The 24,019-nt window shown below is 65.4% G+C and carries 23 protein-coding genes, 1 tRNA gene and 1 riboswitch; of the genes, 9 read left to right on the forward strand and 15 right to left on the reverse strand.

What is annotated here, in order from left to right:
* Positions 1–3: 3 nt before the first annotated feature.
* Entirely contained in the window at positions 4–597 is a 594-nt protein-coding gene (locus tag P5G59_RS12790; RefSeq protein WP_301219373.1) for an FHA domain-containing protein FhaB/FipA, read from the reverse strand.
* Positions 594–1,331 (reverse strand): FHA domain-containing protein, encoded by a 738-nt coding sequence (locus P5G59_RS12795; protein ID WP_301219374.1) that lies wholly within the window; start codon positions 1,329–1,331, stop codon positions 594–596. Before P5G59_RS12795 ends, P5G59_RS12790 begins: the two co-directional genes overlap by 4 nt.
* Before the next feature lie 142 nt (positions 1,332–1,473).
* Between P5G59_RS12795 and P5G59_RS12800 the strand changes: the two genes are divergently transcribed.
* Positions 1,474–1,557 (forward strand) — tRNA-Leu (locus P5G59_RS12800).
* A gap of 216 nt (positions 1,558–1,773) precedes the next feature.
* On the opposite strand, the gene P5G59_RS12805 is transcribed toward P5G59_RS12800, so the two are convergent.
* The 3 genes from P5G59_RS12805 to P5G59_RS12815 form a co-directional block, all read right to left on the reverse strand.
* The gene (locus P5G59_RS12805) at positions 1,774–3,525 is read right to left on the reverse strand and encodes a hypothetical protein (protein WP_301219375.1); all 1,752 of its coding nucleotides are present in this window, start codon (positions 3,523–3,525) and stop codon (positions 1,774–1,776) included.
* A complete protein-coding gene (locus P5G59_RS12810; RefSeq protein WP_301219376.1) occupies positions 3,522–4,415 on the reverse strand; it encodes a site-specific integrase in 894 nt (297 codons plus the stop codon). Before P5G59_RS12810 ends, P5G59_RS12805 begins: the two co-directional genes overlap by 4 nt.
* Positions 4,416–4,754: 339 nt before the next feature.
* Positions 4,755–5,177: a hypothetical protein gene (locus P5G59_RS12815; RefSeq protein WP_301219377.1), complete on the reverse strand. Its 423-nt coding sequence runs from the start codon at positions 5,175–5,177 to the stop codon at positions 4,755–4,757.
* A 124-nt stretch (positions 5,178–5,301) separates the two neighbouring features.
* Here P5G59_RS12815 and P5G59_RS12820 point away from each other — a divergent pair, with 124 nt between their 5' ends.
* Positions 5,302–5,580 (forward strand): hypothetical protein, encoded by a 279-nt coding sequence (locus P5G59_RS12820; RefSeq protein ID WP_301219378.1) that lies wholly within the window; start codon positions 5,302–5,304, stop codon positions 5,578–5,580.
* A 6-nt stretch (positions 5,581–5,586) separates the two neighbouring features.
* Here the strand turns inward: P5G59_RS12820 and P5G59_RS12825 are convergent, their stop codons facing one another.
* The 8 genes from P5G59_RS12825 to P5G59_RS12860 form a co-directional block, all read right to left on the reverse strand.
* On the reverse strand, positions 5,587–5,880 hold the full coding sequence (locus P5G59_RS12825) for a hypothetical protein (RefSeq protein ID WP_301219379.1): 294 nt from the start codon (positions 5,878–5,880) through the stop codon (positions 5,587–5,589).
* A gap of 86 nt (positions 5,881–5,966) precedes the next feature.
* Positions 5,967–6,776 carry a hypothetical protein gene (locus P5G59_RS12830; RefSeq protein ID WP_301219380.1) on the reverse strand — a complete coding sequence of 270 codons (810 nt, stop codon included), beginning with the start codon at positions 6,774–6,776 and terminating at the stop codon, positions 5,967–5,969.
* 119 nt (positions 6,777–6,895) lie between these two features.
* Positions 6,896–8,119, reverse strand: coding sequence for an MFS transporter (locus P5G59_RS12835; protein ID WP_301219381.1), 1,224 nt, complete (start codon positions 8,117–8,119; stop codon positions 6,896–6,898).
* Between the two features lie 109 nt (positions 8,120–8,228).
* Positions 8,229–9,605: a phosphopyruvate hydratase gene (eno, locus tag P5G59_RS12840; protein WP_301219382.1), complete on the reverse strand. Its 1,377-nt coding sequence runs from the start codon at positions 9,603–9,605 to the stop codon at positions 8,229–8,231.
* 157 nt (positions 9,606–9,762) lie between these two features.
* A complete protein-coding gene (gene crcB, locus P5G59_RS12845) occupies positions 9,763–10,143 on the reverse strand; it encodes a fluoride efflux transporter CrcB (protein ID WP_301219383.1) in 381 nt (126 codons plus the stop codon).
* Positions 10,140–10,571, reverse strand: coding sequence for a fluoride efflux transporter FluC (locus P5G59_RS12850; RefSeq protein WP_301219384.1), 432 nt, complete (start codon positions 10,569–10,571; stop codon positions 10,140–10,142). Before P5G59_RS12850 ends, crcB begins: the two co-directional genes overlap by 4 nt.
* Positions 10,572–10,661: 90 nt before the next feature.
* Positions 10,662–11,426 carry a 2,3-bisphosphoglycerate-dependent phosphoglycerate mutase gene (locus P5G59_RS12855; RefSeq protein WP_301219385.1) on the reverse strand — a complete coding sequence of 255 codons (765 nt, stop codon included), beginning with the start codon at positions 11,424–11,426 and terminating at the stop codon, positions 10,662–10,664.
* Positions 11,417–11,935, reverse strand: a complete 519-nt coding sequence (locus tag P5G59_RS12860) for a universal stress protein (RefSeq protein ID WP_301219386.1) — start codon at positions 11,933–11,935, stop codon at positions 11,417–11,419. Before P5G59_RS12860 ends, P5G59_RS12855 begins: the two co-directional genes overlap by 10 nt.
* Before the next feature lie 175 nt (positions 11,936–12,110).
* A riboswitch (Fluoride riboswitch) is annotated at positions 12,111–12,173 on the forward strand.
* A gap of 34 nt (positions 12,174–12,207) precedes the next feature.
* Here P5G59_RS12860 and P5G59_RS12865 point away from each other — a divergent pair.
* From P5G59_RS12865 to P5G59_RS12890, 6 genes are all read left to right on the forward strand, one after another.
* Positions 12,208–13,740 carry a MutS-related protein gene (locus P5G59_RS12865; RefSeq protein ID WP_301219387.1) on the forward strand — a complete coding sequence of 511 codons (1,533 nt, stop codon included), beginning with the start codon at positions 12,208–12,210 and terminating at the stop codon, positions 13,738–13,740.
* A complete protein-coding gene (locus tag P5G59_RS12870; protein WP_301219388.1) occupies positions 13,737–15,269 on the forward strand; it encodes a MutS-related protein in 1,533 nt (510 codons plus the stop codon). The genes P5G59_RS12865 and P5G59_RS12870 overlap by 4 nt, the downstream gene beginning before the upstream one ends.
* Positions 15,266–15,874, forward strand: a complete 609-nt coding sequence (locus P5G59_RS12875) for a histidine phosphatase family protein (RefSeq protein WP_301219389.1) — start codon at positions 15,266–15,268, stop codon at positions 15,872–15,874. The genes P5G59_RS12870 and P5G59_RS12875 overlap by 4 nt, the downstream gene beginning before the upstream one ends.
* A 178-nt stretch (positions 15,875–16,052) precedes the next feature.
* Positions 16,053–16,460: a hypothetical protein gene (locus tag P5G59_RS12880; RefSeq protein ID WP_301219390.1), complete on the forward strand. Its 408-nt coding sequence runs from the start codon at positions 16,053–16,055 to the stop codon at positions 16,458–16,460.
* A complete protein-coding gene (locus P5G59_RS12885; RefSeq protein ID WP_301219391.1) occupies positions 16,439–16,891 on the forward strand; it encodes a hypothetical protein in 453 nt (150 codons plus the stop codon). The genes P5G59_RS12880 and P5G59_RS12885 overlap by 22 nt, the downstream gene beginning before the upstream one ends.
* Positions 16,892–17,713: 822 nt before the next feature.
* A complete protein-coding gene (locus P5G59_RS12890; protein ID WP_301219392.1) occupies positions 17,714–18,343 on the forward strand; it encodes a hypothetical protein in 630 nt (209 codons plus the stop codon).
* On the opposite strand, the gene P5G59_RS12895 is transcribed toward P5G59_RS12890, so the two are convergent.
* Both P5G59_RS12895 and P5G59_RS12900 read right to left on the reverse strand, forming a co-directional pair.
* On the reverse strand, positions 18,340–19,437 hold the full coding sequence (locus P5G59_RS12895; RefSeq protein WP_301219393.1) for a hypothetical protein: 1,098 nt from the start codon (positions 19,435–19,437) through the stop codon (positions 18,340–18,342). The two genes, P5G59_RS12890 and P5G59_RS12895, sit on opposite strands and share 4 nt — an antisense overlap.
* Before the next feature lie 71 nt (positions 19,438–19,508).
* Positions 19,509–20,357, reverse strand: a complete 849-nt coding sequence (locus P5G59_RS12900; RefSeq protein WP_301219394.1) for a serine/threonine-protein kinase — start codon at positions 20,355–20,357, stop codon at positions 19,509–19,511.
* A gap of 536 nt (positions 20,358–20,893) precedes the next feature.
* On the opposite strand from P5G59_RS12900, the gene P5G59_RS12905 reads away from it, so the two are divergent.
* A complete protein-coding gene (locus tag P5G59_RS12905; protein WP_301219395.1) occupies positions 20,894–23,923 on the forward strand; it encodes a DUF7927 domain-containing protein in 3,030 nt (1,009 codons plus the stop codon).
* The last annotated feature ends 96 nt before the right edge of the window (positions 23,924–24,019 follow it).

Here is a 24,019-nt window from a genome sequence, read left to right on the forward strand (position 1 = left end):
GGGTTACCGCCGCAGCTCGAACGTGGTCGTGCCGATCTTGATCGGCGTGTCGAGCGGGACCTGGGTCGGGACGGTGACGCGGCGGCCGTCGAGGAAGGTGCCGTTCGTCGAGTCGAGATCCTGGATCATCCACTCGTCGTTCCAGAGGAGCAGGCGGGCGTGGTGGGTGGAGGTGTAGTCGTCACGGATGACGAGGTTCGAGTCGCCGGAGCGGCCGATGGTGATCGGGTCGCGGCCGAGCGGCAGCTCCGTGCCGGCGCGCGGGCCGGACGTGATCACCAGGCGTCGCGCGGTCTGCACGCTCGCGTTGGTGCCGCCGCTCGCGCGGTTGGCGCCGGACGGGAGGGTCGAGACCGGTGCAGCCTTCATCACCGGCTCGGTCGGACCGGCGGGCGCGGCGCGGGGCGCGGCGGGTGCGCTCGCCGCGGCCGGTGCACCCGGGAAGGGAGAGGCCGCCGCCTGCGACTCCGGCAGTTTGCGCACGCGCTGGCCGAACAGGTCGGTGCGGAGCGCGTAGACGATGCCGAAGACGAACAGCCAGAGCAGCAGGAGGAAGCCGAACCGCAGCACCAGCAGGGTCAGCTCGCTGGGGTTCACGAGGGACCCCAGAAGTTGCCGACGTCGTGACGCCGGGTCGCGTCGTCAACGCGGCCGGGCGAGGAGGGCGCGGCCTGCGGCAGTACCCGGAAGACGATGCGGGTGCGGCCGATGCTGATGACCGACTCGGGCTGGAGGATGGCCTTCTTCAGCGGCTGGCCGTCGAGCTTCGAGCCGTTGGTCGAGCCGAGGTCCTCGACCTGGGCGCGCTGGCCGTCCCACGTGACCATGATGTGGCGGCGGGAGATGCCGGTGTCGTCGACCGTGATGTCGGCCTCGGCGCCGCGGCCGACCACGGTGCGGGAGCGGGTGAGCGGGTAGTGCCTTCCGTCGATGTCGAGCACGGGAGTCCAGGCGACGTCGCCCTTCACGTTCTCGGACTCGACCTGCAGCATCCCGACGGAGAGCTCGGCGTCCTCCTCCAGCTCGATCGAGATGCCGCCCGCGAACTGGTAGTGCTGCGAGCGGGCGTGCTTCTGCACGAAGTCGATCAGCTCGTCGGTCAGCGCGGCGCCCATCGACCGCATCCGCGAGTAGTCGGCCGCCGACATGCGCAGGACGAAACGGTTGGGCGCGAGCACGCGGTCGCGGCTCACCACGGCGGCCTTGGTGTCGAGCTCCTTGCGAAGGGCGCTGGTGAGCTCGACCGGCTGCAGCCCGGAGCGGAAGGTCTTGGCGAACGCGCCGTTGACGGCACGCTCGAGCCCCCGCTCGAAGTTGTCCAGAATGCCCACAGTCTCCCGCTTCCGGCTCGATGACTACATGCATGTTAGTCGGAACCCTGGAAAACGCCCTGGCTATCCGGTGAAGATCAGTCCTCCGGAGGACGCCCCGATTCGTGATGCATCCGGCCGCCGTGTTACAGTCTCTTGGTTCGCGCGAGTGGCGGAATTGGCAGACGCGCTGGCTTCAGGTGCCAGTGCCCGCAAGGGCGTGGGGGTTCAAGTCCCCCCTCGCGCACGACGGGTGGATTTCGGAATCCGGCAAATGGATTCTCGAAATAGCTCCCGACGAACGAAAGAGGGCCGGATCGACTGAGAATGTCGATCCGGCCCTTCGTTATTTGGGGCGTGAGGCGCGTTCGATCCGGAATCCGGCGCCGAAATCCGGTCGATAACCGGTTTCGGGCGCGGCGAAGCGATCGGTCTTGCGTGTGTACGTCTGTGTTGCCGGAGGCTATGCCGGCGGGGCCGTGGAGTTAGGCAACGCTCGCAGGGGTTCCGAGCCGTTGACGGTCTTTCTGCGCCGAGCACGGTGCTTAGGCGCCGTCATACGCTCATAGTCCGCCATGAAGAACGTCTCGATTTTGCGCAGGTTCGTGGACGCGGCGGCCAGCGCGACTGCAAGGTAGTGGAAGGCGTAGCCACGCCCGGTTCGCTTGGCCGGGTTGGCGATGTCTTCTCGGTTGCTGTCTTTCAGCACCCTATGCGAGGACTCGACCAGACTTCGCATGCCGTAGAAGCCCTGGTGCTCTTCGGACAAGTATGGGTATTTCTGAACGTGTTTGATTGCTGGGACAGGCTTCTTGTTCTGCTTCGTCGGCTTGTCGCCTGCGTCGATCGGGATGGTGATGGTTCGCGCCGTGGTAGGCGTGATGACCTTCTTCGCTCCGCGATCGTAGGCCAGGTAGCTTCCAGGCCTGGGGTAGGTGAATCGCTGGTATCCATCCTTGTCTGGCCGTCCCTTGGGGATCATGCGATACGGCTCGCGAGCCCGGATGAGCCTTTCGCGTTCGGCTTCGTCGACGACGGTCTTCTTGTCGCCGGTGACAGGGTCTTTCACCTCTTTGCGGATCTTCTTCGAGCCGTCGATGAGTGCCTGCGGCATGTACGTGACGTACCAGGAGCCGTCGACGAGGATCAGGTCCTCGTAGCTGCTTTGCTCTCCCAGGTAATTCTTCGGGTAGTCGATGACGAGCTCCCACCCGAGCAGCCGGACCGGGATCTGGAAGTTTTCGATCCTCTCGCCGTTGTAGGCGCGGTCGGCGAGGATCAGGCCGGGACGAACGCCGAGGCGCTCCACCGACTGCACCAGGCGCAAACCGTGCCCGACGAGGCGGCCGGGTCTGTGGAAGGTGACGGCGAGGGTGAGTGAAGGGAACATGTGCCGCTCGCCCGGTCTGTTCCACACCATGACGGCATTTTCGAGCTCGTAGGCTGCGACGTCGGTCTTCGCGCCCTGACCATCGTGGTTTCCCTCGCGTCGGTATCGGCCGGCGAAGGGATCTGCGTTACTTCGCTTGCGTCGGGGATCTGGTGCGTTCGGTCTTCCGGCAATCTCCATCTTGGTTGCGTCGATAGCGATGTTGCCCGCGTATCGGTCCCAGATGTCCTTCGGGAGCATCCGGACGGTCGTGTGGACCAGCTTCTCGCAGAGCCAGTCGAGTCTCGCGAGCATGATTTTAGTGTCGATGCGGCCCTGTGTGCTCTCCCACTTCGCTACTTGAGCGGCGTACTCGCCCTCAGAGAGACGCTTGTTGCGCCGAGACGGATAGGGATCCATCTGCGCGAGCATGGTGTTCGTGGAACGCCACATCCGCAGGTACCACTCCTTGTGCGTGCCACTGCCTTCGACGATTCCGAGCATCCTGCGGTGTTCTGGATCGAATCGGTGCGCCAGTGTGTGAGCGATCTCCTGGTAGTTCGCGCCGTGTCCCATCTGGATATGGATCAGAAGAAGGATCAGTACCGCCCGGAACGGGATGTACGGCTTGGCTCCCGCGTTGCTCTTCCGGTTCTCCTTGTGCCACTCTTCCAGGCGGCCGACGACGCCTGAGTGGTCAACGATCCTCGCGGCCAGCGCGAGGTACGCCTTCGACATCGGCCCGTACTTCTTCCGCTCGACTGCGAGGTCGTGGCTGCTGGGAACGCCGAACGTGTCGAGCATCCTTCGGGTCAGCAGCTCCTCGGGGTCGCTGACGTGGTTCACTTTCCGCTGCCTTCCAGACGAAGGGCGGAGAGGTACGACTCGTCGTCCAGCGGCGTGACATACGCGAGATATCGGGGGAGGTTTTCGAATTTCTCGAAGCCGAGTGCTCGGTGAACCTCCTTGATCGGCGCACCGGCCTGCAGCTGCTTGACGATCCAGGTGGCGCGCAGTCGATTCCCAACCGGGTGTTCTCCGATTGTGTACTGGGTGAAGCTGCTCAGTAGGTTGCCCCCGTCGCTCCGGTTCGGAGGCCCCCAGAGGGGAATCTCAGGCTCGGCATCGGCGAGGAGGGCAGTCATCCACTCGTCCCACTCCGCAAGGAGCGGTACCAGTCGGGGACTGGTGCCCCCGTGCACCTCGATGAGGATCCCACCGCCACCGACTCGCACATGACCGGGCATCAGGTCCACGATCTCGACCGGCTTGAGCGCGGCGCCCGCGCAGAGGACGAGCATCAGCATTGCGCGGCGACGCTTCACCTCAGTGTGCTGTCCGAGAGCCCAGAAGCGGAAGTGCGCCATTTGCTCGGCGCTGTATGGCGCGGCCACGCCTTTGCGGCTCAGTGGGGTCAGTCGCTCGTTGTGCTGCTCGGGTACCAGCACCTCAGCGATGCGAAGGAGCATGGCGCGGTAGTTACGGCGGGTGCCCTCGCTTCTGCCGCGGTTCTCCTCGGTCGCGTACATGTCGATCGCTTGTCGACTGAAAATGACTCCGGCTTCGAGGGGCAGCCCGCGCTCCACGACGCACCAGGTGACGAACGCGGTCGCGATCGTCGTGAGGAGCTTCGCCGTGTACTTGGTTTGCGGGGCAGCGAGCGAGCAGGCGTCTTTGACGAAATCTGCGATGAGGGGCCAGGTTTCAGTATCTCTGCGCGGACGATAGGTGGACATCGCCTCTTGGGCCTCGCTCGGAATGGTGTTGTGGCCGCATCGGGTAAGGATTGCGGCTACAACTCCGGTTTGCCGAGAGAAGGTCCCGACTGCCTGCTCGAGGTCAGATGCATGCTTACGCGCCCAAGTCGTGTCTCCGAAGGAGAGTTGCTCGTCGAGCCGAACTTGCTCCGGGCTGCGTCGAGGCGCGCGCGGGGATCGAGAAGTGGTCACGGGTACGGCTATGCCGCGGGGCGACCCCCGTGGTGTGAGAAAGGGCGCGTGCCGATGAGCGCGGGGTCACGCCGGCTCGAGATCCTCTGCCTGTCGGCAGCCTCCTTGCTGATCTGGTGGCCCTGCTCAGCACGTGCTCGTCCATGACCAGTCTTCGTTGCGGGCCTGTTCGAGAACTCGCGCGGCGCTGCCACAAGTAAGGCCGTCCACTGGCGCAGTGCCACGGTGTCGTGGGTCATGCCCTGCGAGCCACAGTGCCCAAAGCCAGGTCTCGTCGGTGGCGCGCGCCAGCGCCACAAGAACAGATTCGAGGCCGGCGATGATCGAGAGCTCTCCCTGTTCCGCCTCCGAAGAGTCGAACGTGAACCACGGGTAGATCCGGCACCCGACCGAGTCGCGTAGCTCCAGGATCTCGAGCGACCGGGCGAGGGTATTGATGTCGCTGACGGTCAATCGGAGCAGGCGCGCGGCCTGTTCTGCCGTGAGAAACGGCCCTAAGTCCCTTTGCCACTGCTGACTCAGTTGGACCGTCCCCATCACGTCAGTCACCGTAGCCTTCCAGTTCCGCAGAATACGAGTTAGCATTGCTGTTGAAACAGCAATGCGAAAGGACTCGGGCTGCGCTTCGGCTTGGCTGCGGCGCGAGAGGGAGGGGATCGTCTACCGTGGTGGCATGGCTCGACCGGTCCAAGTGCGTCCCAACCTCGGACGAGACGGTTGGCCGACTCTGCCGATGACCGATCATCCCCACGAGGCTGCGCGGCGTTTCGTTCTCAACCTTCGAGAAGCGATGGGCGAGGCAAGCGTTCGCTCCACGGCTATCGGCGCCGAGGTGGATCGAAACTCGCTGCGCATGGTTCTGGACGGCGAGACGTGGCCGGATGCCAAGCTGGTCGCAAAGCTCGAGCTCCACTTCAAGCGGACCCTTTGGCCTGGCTACTTCGAAGAGTGACATGGCTCACTCCGGTTCCTGAATCCGCATGATCGACACGATCGGCGAGGTGGCCTGCCAGAAGTATTCGAAGGCCGACTGCAGCTCGTCGGTGGGTGGCAGCATGGTCCACAATCCCGAGATGCCCACGGTCCCTTGGATGACGCGGATGAGGCGGTAGGTGCCGTCCGTGAAATCCGGCCGCGATCTCGGCCCTGGGGTGCGACTCACCGTCCGGTTCTCCAGGTCGAACACATACGTTGAACCGGACTCGGTCGTGACGAGGTACTTCCCCTCGTCCTGGGGGATGGTCTCAAACACCCCGCCCTCCTTGGCTGCTGTTTCTACAGACGGCTGTGACTATAGCCACCCCAGGGTCGGAGCGACAAGACCCGAGGATCGTCGACTCATGCTGACCGCAGCAGCTTGAGCGCGTCCGCTTCCTGGCGTGCCGCCACGAATGGCAGGTATCGCGTGAGCGCCTCGAGCGAGTCGACGCCGGCTGCGCGCACCAATTCGACCATTGGGGTCGAGGCGCTCATGTGAGTGACGAGCCACGTGGCGCGAAGTCTCTGTGTTTGAACGTGGATTGGACCCGGCTCGCGGGCAACCCAGTTGGAAATCAGGTTCTTCCCCGCCGCGGATCGGCCCGGCAAGAAGAGGTAGTCGTTCGCGCAGAGGCTCTCCGCATGCGTTCGCAGCCCCCGCTCCCATCGGCGGAGTACGGGCACGTCGCGAGAGCGCCCAGATGTGATGCGCAGGATCACGGCCCCCGAATTGTCCAGGATGACGTCCTGGGCGCGGATGCGCCCGATCTCTGTCGCGGACAGCCCGGCGCCGAGGCCCAGCGCGAGCAGGGTGGTGGCGTCGGTTCGACGCGAGCGGTGTTGTCTGCGCGCCCATTCCTTCAGGTGGTCCTGTTCCTCGCGTGAGTAGGGTGCGGCAGGCGATGAGGGCGACAGTGCTGGCAACCGCTGCGGTGCGAGGGTCTCGGGAAGTGCTACCTCGGCGATGCGAAGCAGCTGGGACCGGTAGTTGCCTCGAGTTCCCGGGGAGAGGTGAGGCACTCCCGAGTCGACGAACGCGGCGATGTTCCCGCGAGTGAGTACAACCTCGGGCTGGAGCGGCAGCCCTTGGCGTGAAGACCAAGCGGCCAGAGCGCTGAGCGCTGGCTTGAGCTTTCGGGGTTCGTAGGCGGTTTCCGAACCGTAGGTCATAAGGGCAGCTGTGAATGCGGAGATGGATGGCATGCCACAGCTATGAAGCCAAGTGTGTCACCGGGTGCGAGTTCGTTCGCGCCTGCGGGTGGAGGCGACTGCGCAATGTGTCACGGAGGCTAAGCGCCGCCCGCTCTCGGGACTTTGAGGAGGATAGACGCTGCGACGGACAAGATCATCCACGCGCCTGCGTACGCGAATGCGGTGGCCGGAGAGACTGTCGCGTAAAGCACTCCCGCCACCACCGTCCCGACTATGTTCCCAACGGCCTGGATGCCTCCGACTACCCCGAATCCGCTACCCCTGAGTTCATCCGGCAACATCTGAGCGATGAAGGCAGACTCGGCCGTCTCGGCCAGGCCGATGCCTGCTCCTGCGAGCAGAAAGCCCCCGGCGGCGAACACCCAGTCGACTGAGGCGACGGCGATCAGCCCGTACGCGAAGACGTAAGCGATGGCCCCGGATGCGAACACGCGGCGGGGCCCCACACGGTCTAGCCAGTACCCGCCGGGGAGAGAAACCAAGGCGGCGACCGCATTGTGTCCTGCGTAGAGCAGGATCGCGAGCGAAGCGGCATGTGCGAACCCGAGTGTCGTGAACAGGTCGGTCGCCCGAAGGATCAACAGGGTGGTCGCGAGGTTGCCGCACTCGAAGAGCAGCACGGGCAAAAGCGGCCGCCCGATGCCAGCTCGGCGTAGCCCCCGAGGGTCCAGACGAATCGGTCGACGCCCGCCAGTATTGTGCGCTTTGGCTTCGCGGGCGGCAACGATGATGGCGACAGCCGCAAGCATTCCGGGAATGAACGCGAGCCAGATCGCCGGTCGCAGGCCCAACCACGCGACGAGCACGGCGGCCAGCAGTGGACCGACGACCGCGCCGAGGTTGTCTCCCGCGCGCTCCAAACCGAATGCGCGCCCGAAAGTGTGCGGTCTGGCGAGGGAGCCCAGAAGCGCGTCCCTGGCTGGGGATCGCACCCCGCGGGCTCCCCACGCCAGTGCCCTGAGGACTCCCACCTGCCAGACCGCGGTGGCAAACCCGATCGCTGCCGTGGCTGCAGCGGTGACGATGTATCCACCGGTGGCGAGCCTGCGCCGCCGTGCCGGGTCGTTGGCGAGCGGGCCGCCGATCACCTTCATCGCTCCGGTGAGTGCGTCGCTGACACCCTCGATGAGGCCGAGTGTTGCTGCACTGCCACCGAGGACCGTGGTGAGGAACGCCGGCACGACGCTCGTCGCGATCTCATGGCCGGCATCGGAGAAGAAGCTGGCCGCACCGATCGAGGCGACACCCGGCGTGAGCCACTTCGCGTCCTCGTCCTTGCGAGCGTTATGCGGCAATGTCACCGGCTCTCCTTCAACTCAAAATCGAGGGGGAGCGCCTCGGTATAAGGGCGCTCCCCCTCTCACTCCCGCGCCGGGTCACGTGGATAACCCGATGTGGGCGGAAGTGTTCTCAGGGCTCCAACGCCACCTCGGGTGCGTGGGTTGGAGCCAGCTCGAGCCCGTAGGGCAGAGACTTGTTGTCCAGCTCGATGTCGAGCAGTCGGTTGTACTTGACGACGCGCTCGCCTCGAGCGGGGGCGCCGGACTTGATCTGCCCGGTTCCGGTTCCGACGACGAGGTCGGCGATGAAGGCGTCGGTGGTTTCGCCGGAGCGGTGGGAGACCATCGACTGCATGCCGAATCGTCGGGCGGTTGCGATGGCGTCCAGTGTGGAGCTGACGGTACCGATCTGATTGGGCTTGATCAGTGCCGCGTTGGAGTAGTGGTTGCGGGCGCCGTCGGAGATTCGCCGCGGGTCGGTCACGTAGAGGTCGTCGCCGACAAGCTGGGTGCGGGCGCCGACGGCGTCGTAGAGCAGCTTCCATCCGGCGTGATCGTCTTCGGCGAAGCCGTCTTCGATGGACCGCAGCGGGTAGTCGTCGAGGAGCTTGATGTAGTAGTCGACGAGCTCGTCGCGGCTCAGGAGCCTTCCGGCGATCTTGTACATTCCCTCCCGCTCGTAGAACCCGTTCGCTGCGGGGTCGATCGCGATGGCAACGTCGTTCAGGCCGGGGGTGTACCCGGCGTCCTGGATGGCTTGCACCAGGAGTTCCATCGCTTCTTCGGGGCTGGCGATGTCGGGGGCGAAGCCGCCCTCGTCGCCAAGCCCCGCGGTGTGGAAGCGTGCCTTCACCCGGGCGGCGAGAGCGTGATAGATCTCTGCGCCGGCCTCGACCGCAGCGGCCTCATCCGCGGCGCCGACGGGGGCGATCATGAACTCCTGGAACTCGAGCGGGTTGGCCGCGTGAGCGCCACCGTTGAGCACGTTGAAGTGTGGGACGGGGAGTCTCTGCGCGCTGTCGGTGACCCGGGCCAGCCACACATGCAGCGGAACTTCGGAGGCGTGAGCGAACGCCCGCGCCGCGGCGATGGACACCGCCACCACGGCGTTGGCCCCGAGGCGGGCGAGGTTCTCGGTTCCGTCGAGTGTGCGGAGGGCGTCGTCCAGTTCGCGCAATGTCGTCCAGTGGCGGCCCGCAAGCAAGGGCGAGATCTCCGTCTCGACGCCGGCGACCGCGCGGTGAACGCTTCGTCCGGAGTACGAGGGGCCGTCGTCGCGGAGCTCGACGGCCTCATACGTCCCGGTTGAGGCTCCGGCGGGCGCGGATGCGGAGACCTGCGTGCCATCATGCAGGTGCAGCGTGACCGAGACCGTGGGGTAGCCGCGGGAGTCGAGGATCTGGCGGGCGGTAACTCGCTCGATCGCGACAGGGTGGCTCTCAGGGTGGCTGATGTAGTGGCCCTGGTGGGCGGCGTCGATGTGGCCGGTGTAGCCGTGCTCGTGCATGGTGTCTCCTATCTCCAGGCGTGCGTGATCGCGTGAGATAGGGACTGTTGTCGGCATCGAAGTTGGTGTCGGCGAGCCCCACCGCCGAAGCGCCGAAGCGCTGGTTGGGAGTGTGGCACAGAATCGAGATAAACGGAACCACGCGCGGATGGCTTTCTCACAAGAGCCAGCCGATCCACAGGCCGAGCCCCGCGGCGAGCAGCGCGCCGGCGAGCATCCCGACGCTGTTGACCGCCGCAGCACGATACCGGCCCTCCTGCGCGAGGCGGACGGTTTCGAAGCTGGCGGTGCTGAATGTGGTGTACCCGCCGAGCAGCCCCACTCCGATCACGGCCCGCCACTCAGGCGCCAACAGCGCGGCGGTGGCGAGACCGGTCACGAGTCCGAGGAGGAACGACCCGGAGATGTTGATGATCGTCGTCCCGAGTGGGAACGGAATGGTCACCCGTGACTTCACGAAGCCGTCGACCACAAGGCGGCCGGCAGCGCCGACTCCACCGGCGCCGGCGACCGCGAGGGCTAGCAGGAACCCGCTCATCGGGTCCCTCCGGCCGTGCGGCGGTTGATGGCGGTGCCGACAGCGATCCCGGCCAGTGAGGCGAGCGCGCCGACGAGGAGGGTCGCGACGGCGTACGCGATGCTTCCCCCGATGTTGGAGGCGACGATGAGTCCATCGGTGTCGACCGCGAAGGAGCTATAGGTGGTGAACCCGCCGAGTATCCCTGTTCCGACGAAGAGTCGCACGACTCGTCGGATGCCTCGGTCCGGCCCGCGGGAGAGACCGGCGAGGAGCCAGCCCAGCGCGAATGCCCCCACCACGTTGATGGCGAATGTGATCACGGGGATCCCGTCGACGGTCGGAACCGAGAGCGACAGGAGGTAGCGGATCGTGGTGCCGATGGCGCCGCCACCGAACACGAGGCCGATGTATCTCCAGTGGAGGTGGACAGGGCGTGTCCGTCTCACCGGGGCATCGTCGGCGACGAGGTCAGGATCGACGGGCATGGTCTGGCTCTCGGTGTTCAGGAGTCGGCTCCTTTCACGACGGGGCACCATTCAGGTGCCCCCTTGGGCTCGAAGGACATCGGCGGCGTCGGCCGCCGCCTCGGGGTCGAGGTACGTTGCGGACTGGAGCCGGAAGCGGCCGTCCGTTTGCTCGAAACGGCAACGCAGCGGGTGCCCGGTAGGGATGTTGAGCTGCTCCACCTGCTCGCGCGTCAGCTGCTGCACCACGAACAGCAGTGCCCGGAGGGAGTTGCCGTGCGCGATCACCAGCATCGGGCGGTCTGCGCCGAGTCCGGGGATGAGTACATCGTCGAGGAACGGTGTCATCCGGCGTACAACGTCGGCGAGGGACTCTGTGGCTGTGAGCGCCTCTGCCGGCAACCGATTGAAGGGTGGCCTGCCACGGAGTCGAGCCATATCGGCCTCCGACATGGGCGGTGGCGCGACGTCGTAGGAGCGTCGCCACTCCCGGTAGCGTGCCTGGCCCGCGCGTCGCGCGACCTCGGTCTTCGGGAGGCCGGTGAGCGCCCCGTAGTTGCGTTCGTCGAGTCGCCATTCGATTTCGAGGTGCGGGGGCAGGTCGATGACCGCGCTCATCTCCTCGGCGGTCTGGGTGGTGCGCTGCAGCGCTGAGCACAGCACCCGAGCGGGATGGACGCCGGCCTCCTGCAGGAGCATCGCGGCGTGGCGCGCTTCGTCCCGCCCGAGTTCGGTGAGCTCCGGGTCCAGGACGCCCGTGAAGAGTCCTCGCGCGTTGGCCGTGCTCTCACCGTGGCGGAGCAGGTAGACCTCGGCGACCCCTTCCGTCACTCCCACGGCAAGGCTCGGCCGTCGTCGACCGGGGATAGCGGTACGACGAGGACGGGTCGGTGTTGCCGGTGAGCGAGATGGACAGCGACGGAGGATCGGAAGAACTCGCGCATGCTGGTGCGCAGCCCAGCCTCGTGAGTTCCGACGACGATCATCCGGGCGTCGAGCTTCTCCGCAAGGTGGCCGAGGGCACGCGCGGGGTCGCCGGCAAGGGTTCGTGGGCTCCAGGAGACGCCTGTTCCCGAAAGCAGCTTCTCGATCCGCTGGGTCAGCGCAGGATCGAAGACGTCTTCGTCGAACTCCGGAAGATCGGGGTCGATCGGGACAGAGTGGACGGTGCCGTCGTTGTCTTCAGCGACGGCATAGCGGTTCGGGTCCACCGTCGCGCAGACCAGATCACATCCCAGGTCCGCGGCCAGGCGCGAGGCGACGATCAGGACGGCGTCCGCGAGATCCTTCGCCACTCCGACGAGGATGACTCCATGCGGGGGCGGCTCGGGCCTGTGATCGGTCATCGCGCTCCTATCTCCGGGCGCACGGGCGTGCGCGTCTCATGAGATAGGGACCGTTGTCGGCGAGCCGAGGTTGGTTGCGGCGAGCCCCACCACCGCGACGGCGAACCGTCAGCTCCCATCATGCCAGAAGTCGTCGCAGGTACAAGTCCGCTGGTAGCGGTGTTATGGTTACGGCACGCACCACGGTGATGAGGCTCACCGGCAACCGCGGGTCACCGCTGATGGCTTCTACCTGAATGTGACGCTGCACGCGTCCAGGTAGAGGAGCGCCGATGAACGACCGCGAGGTAACGCCCACCAGACTGCTTTTCCCACCCGGCCAGTCGAGGCAGCTGGCGGAAAAACAGCCGGGATGCTTCCCTGATCTCGGCCTGGATCAGATCGTCACCGACGTGCTCGGCGACGACCCGCTGGAGCTGGCCCCGGTGTTCTGGACCGTGGCGGATGCTGCCACGGTCGAGTACCGACACGGGGTGTTCGCCGACCTCGACACCCCAGAGGTGATCGCTGCCTGCCGAACGTTTGTCGCAGGCATGGCGGCGGTGCGGGAGTCCCTCGGCCTGGCCCGGCGATTGCGGTATCCGCGACAGGCCCAGCGGGTTCTACTGGATGCCGCCCACCAATACGCAGGCGTCGTAGGCACCGCCGCCGACGCCCTGGAAAAGTGCCCGCTCCGCTCCGCAGCGTTGCAAGCCGCTGCGCGAGCGCTGGCCGAGTATGTGGGCTCTGAACCATTTACCCGCTTGAGCACGGATATCCGGTCGGTCACCGCACAGCTGGACGCGGTGAGGTACGACTTCCACATTCAAGGCGGAAGCGTCACCGTTGCAGCAGACGCAAGCGGCACGGATCAGAGTGCTGTTGTCACCGCCGCCTTCGCCCGCTTCAAGGAGACGGAGGTCGGTTCGCACCGCACACGGTTCGTCGACACTGTCGAGATGAACCGCGTCGAAGCGGGAGTCCTCGACCTCGTTGCGGAGGTCTTCCCCTCCGCATTTCAAGCGCTCGACCGCTTCGCCCGCGAGCACGCCGCCTTCCTGGATACGACTGTCGGGGGACTAGAACGCGGACTGCACCTGTACCTCTCCGTCGTGGATTATCTGAAGGCGGCGGCCGGCACGACCCTATGCACCTGCTTGCCCGAGCTCACCACGGACCGAAGCGTTCAGGTCGGTGACAGCTACGACCTGCAGCTCGCCGCCCAGCCCGACACGCGCATGTCCATCGTCCCGAACGACATCCGCCTGGCGCCGGGCGAGCAGTTCCTCGTCGTCACCGGGGCCAACCAGGGCGGCAAGTCGACCTTCGCCCGCGTGTTCGGTCAACTGCACTGGATGGCCGCGCTCGGGTTCCCGGTCGCCGCACGCACCGCAAGACTGGCTCGCTTCGATCTCCTCCTGACGCACTTCGAGCGTCAGGAGGACCTGGCTCAGCTGCGAGGCCGCCTTGAAGACGACCTCGTGCGGGTGCGGGCGATCCTCGAGCGCGTGACCTCAGAATCCATCGTCATCGCGAACGAGCTCTTCAGCTCGACCACCGCCCAGGACGCGCTCGCCCTGAACGAACGCGTCCTCCACGCGTTGCTCGAAGCCAGGGCCATCGGGGTCACGGTCACGTTCCTTGACGAGCTGGCGGTGATGGCGCCACCATTGGTCAGCGTCGTGGCAGAGGTCGCTGCGGACGACCCCACGAACCGCGCATTCCGCATCGTCCGCCGGCCACCGGATGGGCTCGCGCACGCCACCGCGATCGCCGAGAAGTACGGATTGTCGCCACAGCGCATCCGGGAGCGGGTCCTCTCATGAGGCCGCGACTGCTGTATCGCGACCGTGACGCCACGGTCGGATACCAACCCGATGAGCTTACGCGCGACCGATTCGTCGACCTCGAGCTGGGCGCCCTCGTGCGGTCGATGGCCCACGACGATAAGACCGTCGAGACCGTCGCGACGGCGATACTGCACCAACCGCTCAACGACCCAGCCGCCATCGCCTACCGACAGGCGGCAGTGCGGGATGCGCTGGCGAATCCCGAGACGGTATTGGAGCTCTACCAGGCGCCCAAGCGCGCCCTGGACGAGGTCAAGAAGGCGTACGGCTGGGGACTGTTCACGCCCGCCGGAGTGGTGCATCACTCCATCGAGGTGCTCCGCATCCACCTTCGACACCTTCGAGCACTTCGCGAACTCGCTCGTGAGAACGCCGCGAAGTTCCAGTCGCAGGCGTTCACTGATCTATTCGCGGCACTCGAGCAGAACGTGTCAGACGAGTGGCTCGAGCAGGTCACCTCGCTGCTTACTGAGTTGACCTTCCCGCGCGGCGTCGACGCTGTCGCCACACTCGGCACCGCGAACAAGGCCACCGGCATCAGCCTGACTCGGCCACCGCTGACCCGATCCTCGCTCCTGGTGCGCCTGGGGTTCCGGCGTCCCGACCACACCTTCACCCTTCCCGACCGGGACGAAGCGGGATACAAGGCGCTCAGCGAGCTCAAGGACCGCACACTGGACCCGGTCGCCGACGCGCTGAGTCAGGCGGCGGAGCACCTCACCGGCTTCTGGAACGCCTTACGGACAGAGGCAGCCTTCTTCGTCGGCGCGAACAATCTTCACCATGCCCTGACCTCCTTCGACGAGCCCGTGGCGCTGCCAACCTTCCACGCGAGTCCAGGGGTCATGTGCACGGGCCTCTATGATGCCGCCCTGGTCCTGCTGTCCAGGTCACCCGCGGTGGCAAACTCGCTGGACCTGAGTCACGCTGCCGTAACCGTCGTCACGGGGGCGAACCGAGGCGGCAAATCCACCTTCCTCCGCAGCCTCGGCCAGGCCACCCTTCTGGCACACTGCGGCCTGTTCGTGCCGGCCGAATCCTTCTCCACAGCCCTGCGCACCACCATCCACACCCACTTCACCCGCGAAGAAGACGCCCAGCGGACCAGCGGTCGCCTCGACGAGGAGCTGTCACGCATGAGTGCCATCGTCGACGCAGCCCAACGGGGCGGCCTCATCCTGCTCAACGAGTCCTTTGCTTCGACGAACGAGCGTGAAGGATCGGAGATCGCCCGAAACGTGATCAGGGCACTCCGCGACAGCGGCGTCTCCGTCGCCTTCGTCACCCACCTGTACGAGTATGCGAGCCGGGCCCACGCGGAGAAGCGAACGGACACCGCCTTTCTGCGGGCCGGCCGAGAGGATGACGGACACAGGGACTTTCGCGTCCGCCCGGGCATCCCGCTGCCCACCAGCTTCGGCGCCGACCTATACGAGCAGGTCTTCGGGACGACATTGGACCCCGACGAGCTGCAACCGACACTCCCATCCCAAGGAGCGACATGAACAACGGCCCGCGTCACCTCTTCCTCGTCCGGCACGGACAGACGGCCCTCAACGCCGAAGGCCGACTGCGCGGTCTCGCCAACCCGCCCCTCGACGAGACCGGCATCGCCGAAGCACATGCCGTCGCCGAAGCGCTCGCCCCTCGTGGAATCGAGGAAGTTCGCAGCAGTCCACTGGACCGTGCCGTCACAACGGCGCGGATCATCGCGGAACGCTGCGGATGCTCGGTGAAGACCGACCAAGCATTCAACGACCGCGACTACGGGCCGTGGACGGGCCACGTCAAACACGAAGTCGTCGCAGAGTTCGGGAGCGTCGACGCCGCTCCGGGCGTGGAGCCCCTGTCTCGTGTCCTCGAACGGGCCATGCCCGCGCTCGAGCGGCTCGTGGGAGCGTCCGACGGGGCGGTGTGCGTCGTCACCCACGACGCCGTCATCCGACCGATTCTCGAGAAAATTGATTCTGCGAACAGCACGGCGCGTGTGTTCACCGGATCCTGGAGTGAGTTGACGCTCGACGACGGCAAGTGGTCGCTAGCGCAATTGGATCAGAAGTCCCCTATGCGCGAAGCGGAAGGCCAGACTCCCCGGCGCTCGGCCGACTGACGGCTCCGGCTCGAGTTCCTTCGCTCAGCTTCCGGGCGGCTCCAGCCGAAATTCAGAGGCGACCTGAACGGGAACATCAGTCGTCGACCGTGGCCGACCTTTGTAGTCGTCCTCGGTGACTTACTTGTCGACAAGATTACCGTTGCCATTGATACAGCAATGGGCTAACACTTCTCCTGTGGCGAAGCGAGCGAAAGACAGTGAGGTCACCTGGATGGCTCAGTGCCTGCTGGACAGCATCGGCGCCCGGGTACTCTCACGGCTGTCCGACGCTGATGGACCGCTGGGGTCGTACGCGTGGCCGGAACCCACTGACCCGGGTCCAGATGCGTCGCAGGCGGCTCGCGTGCGGGTCGCGTTCGCGACCTGGAAAATGCTTGACCGACACGGGGACGACTTCGTCATGGGCTGGCTGCTCACGCTTAATCCACTCGTGGGTCAGCGGCCGGCCGACGCGATAGCTGCCGACGACTTTGCCGCTGTGCTGGTGGCAGCGCAGATGGTTCGGAACGCCGATGCGCTCGATGAGGACGACGATGAGGACGACGACGAGGAGGACGACGGGTGGACGACCTGGAACTCGTAACGGAGCTGGCGTACGCGTTCGATATAGACCCAGAGGCGGTCATCGCGGCGGCGTGGGAGCGCGAAGTGCCCCTCAGGGATGTAGCGGCTGCGTACGTTCGCACGCTGCGGTACTTGCGGCTGCACGGGCTAGAAGAGACAGCGAACGCCCCTGTCACCGAACTGGATTCCAGACCCCCCGGGACTTTCGACCCGCGGGTCGTGACAATGCAGGATGAATGGTGGATAGACACCTTTCGGCGCCCGCACCGGATCGCGGAGATGTCCCCAGACTACGTGGTGAACGTCATCGCGCACCTTCAGATCCGGGTTCTCGACATCGTGGAAGCCACAGGCATGGATAGCGGTCGAGATGTGAATGAGTGGCTGGAGGCTACGCCGCTTGTCCGAGCGCTACGGTCCCGCCTGACTGATCTCGGCGATCGCTTATGAACTCGTGCACCTCTCGGCGAAGCGTGCGTCTCCACGAGGGGGCGCAATGGTGAACTCCGCGCACGGAGGGTCCGCGTGGGCAGCGATTCTCGGACCGGTGTACACGACGGCGGCCCTGGCACGAGAACTCGGTCTCAGCCCCGCGGACATCACCGAAGCGGCGAACCAGAAGCGTCTCCTACGCGTATCGACAATCGACGGTGTGGACGTCTTTCCCGGCTTCCAGGTGAGGTCGCACGCTGTAATCGCCGGCCTACACGAGGTCCTCATCGCTCTTGGGCCATGCGACCCGCTGACCTGCGCTCAGTTCCTCAACGTCCCCGTGGGAATTCCGCCCCGGCGCCATATCGACCGGCTAGTCGCCGGGGAAGTGAATGAGGTGATTCGCGCTGCAGAGCGCGCTGCAGCCAGTTGGTTGGGATAGTCGATGGATCTGACGTCGTCGCGACCAGGTCTTGCTCGAAATGCCCACTTGTCTGTCCCGGTTGCTGGACTCGAACATATGGTTCGCTGGAGAACGCTGACGAGATGGTCTTGTGGAACAACGAACCGACAGTCGTGTACTGCATGGCACCGTCTGATGCGCACCCCTGCTGGCTAAGGAACGTTACAACGACCGTCATAGTGGGAGCGACCTGGTGCACCGCACGTGCAGTAGCGCTCGCGGTGTCGGAAGTACGCTGTACATTGGAGCATCATCCGGGGAGGGTCGTGGGTTCGATCATGGAACAGTGGTCTCCTGCCAGAGTTGGCCCGAGACTGGTGGAGGGCGCTTCGGCCCACGTCAGAGCCGGAAGGCGCTTTGAGCCTATTCATGAGCGGGTGCTCGACGAGCCGATGAGATCTCTTGCAGCTCGTCTACCCGGAGCAGAGCGTGGCGTGTTGGTCGTGCCCGAGTTCTCTGGTCCGATTGGAGTCGCCGACATGGTGGCCCTTGTCGATCCGAGAGAAGAACTCTCGCTACGGCTTGAGGCAGGCATTCCGCCGGTGCTCAATCTCACGCTTGCGACGGTGGCTGCCGCCGTGAGCGCCAAACGCACCACCACGTTGGCAGCTATCGGGAACTCTCTGCAGATGTCAGAGCGACAGGTGAGCGGCTACGTTCGGAGCCTTGAAGCGCAGGGTGTCATCGAGGCCAGCGGTTCCGGATTTCGCCGCCACCCCAGGCTCCGACCGGTGGGCAGGTTGTTTGCATTCGAAGCAAAGGTCTCAGAATGGCGGAAGGCATCGCATCAAGCGGTGAGGTACGCCTCATGGTCAGATGCGGTTGCCATCGTCCTGCTAACGGTGCCCAGAGATAGCACAGACATGCTTGCTGCGGCTCGGCGCTTGCGCATCGGCGTCGCTCACGGGGACCGGTGGTTGGTGCAGCCAAACCTCCCACGACGGCGAGAGAGTTTCACCGGCGCTCGACTTGTCGCCTCCGAACGTATAGTTGCTACCGCTTTCTAGATGCGCCAAAGACCCTCAGCAACGGCGTACGACTCCAACGTCGTAAGCTGCTGGGCCTGCCAAGTAGCCTTGTCGCTGGCCTTCACGAAGGGCTGCACATTGGCAATGAGAAGATCGAAGTTTCTGCCGGCCGCTTCGTAGTGTTCTCGTAGCCTGGCGATTCTGTCGACGCGATCACGAATTGCTGCGACCGAGAGAGCGGTCTCCCGGAGAGCCCGCATATGATGCTCGCGCTCTGCCTGTTCGCTCGGTGGCATAGGTCCACCACGAACGGCCTGAGCGACCGTCGGGTTCCACCGCTCGATCGCGTCGGCGGTATCCCGTCGCAGCACCGCCGAAAGGGCGCCCTGCGTCACGTACGAGGCCGGGATCCTTGGCCCCGCGTCGGAACTCACGTGGAAAGCCTGCGGATCGAACGTGCGCATCGACCGGTCCCAGCCCGTACCGATCGTGTCTGCTCCGGCAGCCACTCCGAGCAAGCCTGCGAAGTCAGCGTTCGTGAGAATCACTCGTGACCGCTCGGACAGCGAGTGAATCGTTCGCAGCAGGCCAGAGAAGGCTTCCACGTCAGCCAAATCGGGCTCATGGTTCATAACCATCTCGTTCGCGACTGTCACAACCCAGGTGGGGCTCCGGAGCGCAGCTAGGCGCCCTACATACTCATCGAGACGGTAATCGGATCGCCAAAATGCTCGAGTTCCGACGAGCGTCTGCCAGGAGTGCTTCGCAAGGCCTGCCGCTACAGTCGCGACGCCGATAGCTATCTGCGAGGAGCTGTCATCTAGCGAAGTCACCGTTACAGTCGGTGCCAACAGCGGAACTCCAAGCGCGCTTTGGCGCTCAAAGACTCTTTCTACGTGTTGCAATTGACGGGCGGGGGTGTCGAGGACCGGTCCGTCTGGTCCCCACAGCTCCCATGTGTCGTAGAAGTCGACCCGGTCAGTTGTCGGCAACAGAGCTGCGTGGGTGGCGACGTCAAAGATGACCTCACCACCGACCGCTGAAATAGCGTCTTTGAGCTCGGAACCACTTGGATTTCGAGGTTGCGCGACGCGCGGAGTAGCAAAGGGTGAGATGAATATCCCGTCGGCCACCCCCGCACGTACGGCGCTTTCGCACCATCCGCGGTGACCGCTTCGTCGACCGTCATGGATGAGTAAGCCGCTCACGAGGTGTGTCCCTTGGTCAGCTCTTCGAGGGCAACAAGAAGCTCTGAGCCATCCAGATAGCGCCGGGCCGCCTGCCGAAGCAAGCATGTGTCGATGACGTGCGCTACGCCAGGGTCGATGGATGAGTCAACCGAAAGAATCGACGGCGCCTGCTCGATGCGAAGTCGTCTGTCGTACTCCCCCTGTGTGCCGCGTGGATCGACGGGCAAGTGGCCCGTTCGAAGGAAAAACGCCAGGATTCCCAAACAGAAGATGTCGCTGGCCGGAGTGGGCTCTCCTCCCCACACGTGCTCTGGGCTTCGGAAGCCGTTCGTACCTGGCTGGAAGTCGCCAGTGATCGCCGTTCGCTCAATGTGGCGCGCGAGGCCAGGGTCCATCAGGACATAGGTACCATTCGCCTTTCTCCTTACGTTGGCCGGCGAAAGGTCGCGATGCACGACAGCCAGGTCGTGACAGGCCTTCAGTCCTCTTGCCGTCTGCACGAGGAAGTCGACTATCTGCACATCGTCCAGGAGTGGCGGAACGAGTTGGGGCAGATCGTGTCCGTCTAGGCGCTCCTCGATCCAAACCACGGCGTCCGGACTATCCCCGATTTCTATGGCGTCAGAGAGCACGCTTACGACGTGGGGGGAATCGACGGCCGCGAGTAACTCCACCTCTCGGTGGGCGCGCTCGACGGCTACCTCTGCTGTCGGACCCGCTTGGATCATGACGACCTTCAGCACCACGGGGTTACCCGCAAGTCGGGCCGAAAACACCAACTTCTGACCGCCTTGCGTGAGTGGCTGGACATCGGTTACTCCGGCGGCCGCCGTTGCGGCCACCACGATCTCTTCGGCGCTCATGTCCCCCTCGCAAGTCATCTCAGACGATATTCGGAGCAACTCCCTCCCCGCCATACCCACAGCGAGGGGCATGGCTACGCGCGGACACGCCGTTTTCCGGCGTCTCAGCGGCAATGGCATTCCGCGTCGGGGCAGAGCGGCGGAGCGAGGCTGTTTCACTGATCAGCCGAAGCACGCGGCGGATGAACCGGCGCCTAAGGTTGGGATAACGAACACCATCGAATCAGGCGTCCCTTACCGCCATTGAACAACCGGATTCCGAAAAGCACCCACGACGAACGAAATGGCTGAGGCCCCGGGTATCCCCGGGGCCTCAGCCTTTTTTGTCGGTATTGCGCGTCATGCTCCGGGGTCGGGCTCGTCTGTAGGGGTTAAGGGCAGGTTCTGTCCTTTCCGATGACCGCTCGAGCATCCGAGCGCCGCCCCGAGCCGTGAGCTCACGGTGCCGCTCGGAGGACGACGAGGACTATCCAGATGCGCAATACGTCTTTCAACCACCCCAATGCGTCCACCTCGGACGAGGTGGTGAAGCGGTGATGGTGTCGTACCGCGCGTGGACGCGGCGCCGGCGCGGGCTGATCGGGCTGATCGCGCTCAGTGTGGCCGTCGGGGTGGTGGCCGGCACGCTGATCGTGCCGCAGTTCCTGTCGAACGCGGGGAGCAACGGCGTGTCGACCATCTACAAGACGGCGAAGAACCGCACGAACGGGTCGGTCGCCGCATCCTCCGATGCACCAGGCGGCGCCAAGACGGGTACGGGCAAGCCCGGTGACACGATCGACTGGGTCGTCAGCTACCGCAACGACACCAGCCGGACGGGGACGGTCGATGTGAAGGACCCCCTGAGCTCGGCCGGCGCCTACGTGCCGGACTCGCTGCGGCTGCCGGCCGCGCAGATCCCGGGCCAGCCGTTCGCGCCGCAGTTCAGCACGAACGGTGGAAGCACCTGGCAGGCAGGTGCGCCGCCGACGAACGCGAACGGCGTCGGGTTCACCGGAGGCGTCGCCTCGTCCGCGAAGGGACTCCAGACTCAGTTCGGACTTGCGTTCCAGAAGCCGGTGGGCTTCGCCTTCAACCAGAACGGCGGCGATGCGTACAACGGGGTCGTCGCGCAGGTGAACGGCCAGTACCAGGTGTACACGTCGTACCACCACAACACGACCCAGCAGGCCCTGGTGTGCGTGACCGCGACAGGCGGCGTGTGCCCAGGGTGGCCGGCCACGTACACCTACGCGTCGACACAGGCCGGAGCGAAGATCGGCACCGGCCCGTACGCCGACCTGGCCACCGGGTGGGAGCAGGGGACCTTCCTCGTCGGGACGACACTGTTCTGGGAGGCGCAGGCCACCGTCGCGGATGCCACCGGCAAGTACCCGGTGGGGATGATGTGCATCGACATCGTTACCCTGGTCAGCTGCGGCTTCCACCCGATCGACAAGGTGAACTACGCTCCGTACTTCGCCGGCAACAATCCGCAGATCAGCGGGACCGGTATTCCTGCGTCGAACGGCAAGTACTACTTCGCGACGGCTAACGGGAAGATCCTCTGCTTCGACCCGTCCAAGTTCGTGCGCACGGACGTCTCCTCGACGGGGTTGTGCGGAACGTTCGACGTCGGCGGCATCCAGGGCTCCGACCGGCCGCCGCACACGCTCACCTTCGGTGACTACGTCTTCGCGACCCTGGTTCCCTCCTGGGTGCCGGCGAGCGTCCCGCCGGGCACGAACCCGAACCTGTACTGCTACCGGATCTCCACGAACTCCCTCTGCCCGGGCTACCCCCAGGCGATGCCCGACGGCATCCCGTACGGATCGTCGGCCCACGGCGGACTCGCTCCCATGCTGAGCACATCGGGCGCGCTGACCGGTGTGTGCTCCCTCGTCTCGAATCTGACGGACAACTGCTGGAACCTCTCCGGTGCGAAGGTGTCCAGTCCCTACCCCGCGTCTGCCGGATTCCATGACTCGTACGCCGGTGACGCCCTGACGATCGGCACCAAGGTCTACGTGCCGGTCAGCGACGGCAACGCGGTCGGCTGCTTCGACTTCAGCAAGGTCTCCGGCGGACTTGCCCAGCCCTGCTCCGGCTTCACGTCGCCACCCAATCCCATCAACTACACGTCCCGCACCATCGCCGGCGTGCCCGGTTGCCTCATCGCTGCCGGCGACGGCCGCCTGATGAACACGTTCGACGCCGACACGGGCGGTCCCTGCCTCTCGACCTTCGCGTCGGTGACCGTGGAGCCGGTGACGTCGTACTGCGGCTCGGGAGCCGCGGCCTTCACCGGGTGGAGCTCCATCGACCTCGTCGACACCCCGGCGGCGGGCTACGCGAACGCCCTGGTCACGGTCTACGACCGGAACCGTCAGCCGGTGAGCGGATTCAGCGGCGTCAAGCTGCCGTCGGGCACCACGACGCTGGACATCTCGTCCATCCCGGCGACCGGAGCGACCTCCGCGCTGACCGTCGAGGTCACCCTGCAGGGCGTCGTGGACCAGAACATCGGCGCCTCCGGCGGCACGGTCGGGGTGAGCTGGAAGGGCGCACCGCCGGAGATGTGCTTCTCCACGACGGTCCCGGATCAGGCATGCGACGCGGCCCAGGCCGACCTGTTCAACCAGGCGACGGCGGTGACGAGGTCGCCCGCGGCCACGGACGCCCCGAACGGAAACACGACGGGCAAGGCGAGTTTCGTCGTGAAAGCCGACCCGTCGCAGTGCGGCATCGCGTTCGCCAAGACATCGCCCGTGCAGAACGCCGGGCCGGGAGACAAGGTGGCCTACGCGATCACGGTGAAGAACACGGGAACGCAGCCGTACCGCGCAGCGAACTTCACGGACGACCTGACCGACGTGCTGAAGGATGCGGTCTACAACGGCGACCACGCTGCGACGGCGGGAACCGCGAGCTACGCGGCTCCGACCCTCGCGTGGACCGGGCCGCTGGCGGCGGGCGCGACCGTCACCGTGACCTACTCGGTGACGGTCAAGAACCCGGATGCCGGCGACCACTCGATGGTGAACCGGATCGTGTCGAACACGCCGGGGACCAACTGTCCGGCCGGCTCGACCGATCCGGCGTGCGTGGTGACCGTCCGGGTCGACGTCAAGGACGTCGTGTGGCACAAGGTCGACGACTCGAAGAACGTGCTCGCGGGATCGGAGTGGACGTTCACCCAGGTGGACGGGTCGGGCAAGCCGATCGGCACGCCGATCGTGGTCACGGACTGCGTCGCGGGGTCCGCATCGGCGTCCTCCGGGCCCGACATCGACCCGGTCGCCGGCGTGTTCCGCCTGACCAACCTCGGCGCAGGGACCTACAGGCTCGTCGAGACGAAGGCCCCGTTCGGGTTCCGGCTGAACTCGACACCGATCACGGTGACGGTGCAGGCGTCGGCGACCACGGTGTCGCTGGCGGACGTGGTGAACAAGCAGCTGCCGGTCCCCGCGATCCCGTTCACGGGCGGTATCGGGGCGGACGCTTACACGTTCGGAGGGCTCGGGCTCCTCGGCCTCGTGGCTCTCCTGGGAGGCTGGCACCTCCTCCGGCGACGCAGGACCGCGTGAGCATGCATTTTCTTCAGCGCATCGCGTAATGCATCGGCATTACTTGCGTCATTGAAGGTGAAGGGCTGATTACCCCGGCCCTAGCTGACACCGACA

Origin of the sequence: Leifsonia virtsii (assembly GCF_030433675.1) — a bacterium.
GTDB classification, from domain to species: domain Bacteria; phylum Actinomycetota; class Actinomycetes; order Actinomycetales; family Microbacteriaceae; genus Leifsonia; species Leifsonia virtsii.

Bases quoted from the DNA above. Each gene is read 5' to 3' on its own strand.
- eno (WP_301219382.1), bottom strand. From the start codon at position 9,605: ATGCACGAGCACGGCTACACCGGCCACATCGACGCCGCCCACCAGGGC.
- P5G59_RS12905 (WP_301219395.1), top strand. From the start codon at position 20,894: ATGGTGTCGTACCGCGCGTGGACGCGGCGCCGGCGCGGGCTGATCGGG.
- P5G59_RS12870 (WP_301219388.1), top strand. From the start codon at position 13,737: ATGAGGCCGCGACTGCTGTATCGCGACCGTGACGCCACGGTCGGATAC.
- P5G59_RS12810 (WP_301219376.1), bottom strand. From the start codon at position 4,415: ATGTCCACCTATCGTCCGCGCAGAGATACTGAAACCTGGCCCCTCATC.
- P5G59_RS12830 (WP_301219380.1), bottom strand. From the start codon at position 6,776: ATGACCTACGGTTCGGAAACCGCCTACGAACCCCGAAAGCTCAAGCCA.
- crcB (WP_301219383.1), bottom strand. From the start codon at position 10,143: ATGAGCGGGTTCCTGCTAGCCCTCGCGGTCGCCGGCGCCGGTGGAGTC.
- P5G59_RS12865 (WP_301219387.1), top strand. From the start codon at position 12,208: ATGAACGACCGCGAGGTAACGCCCACCAGACTGCTTTTCCCACCCGGC.
- P5G59_RS12820 (WP_301219378.1), top strand. From the start codon at position 5,302: ATGGCTCGACCGGTCCAAGTGCGTCCCAACCTCGGACGAGACGGTTGG.
- P5G59_RS12875 (WP_301219389.1), top strand. From the start codon at position 15,266: ATGAACAACGGCCCGCGTCACCTCTTCCTCGTCCGGCACGGACAGACG.
- P5G59_RS12860 (WP_301219386.1), bottom strand. From the start codon at position 11,935: ATGACCGATCACAGGCCCGAGCCGCCCCCGCATGGAGTCATCCTCGTC.
- P5G59_RS12900 (WP_301219394.1), bottom strand. From the start codon at position 20,357: ATGAGCGCCGAAGAGATCGTGGTGGCCGCAACGGCGGCCGCCGGAGTA.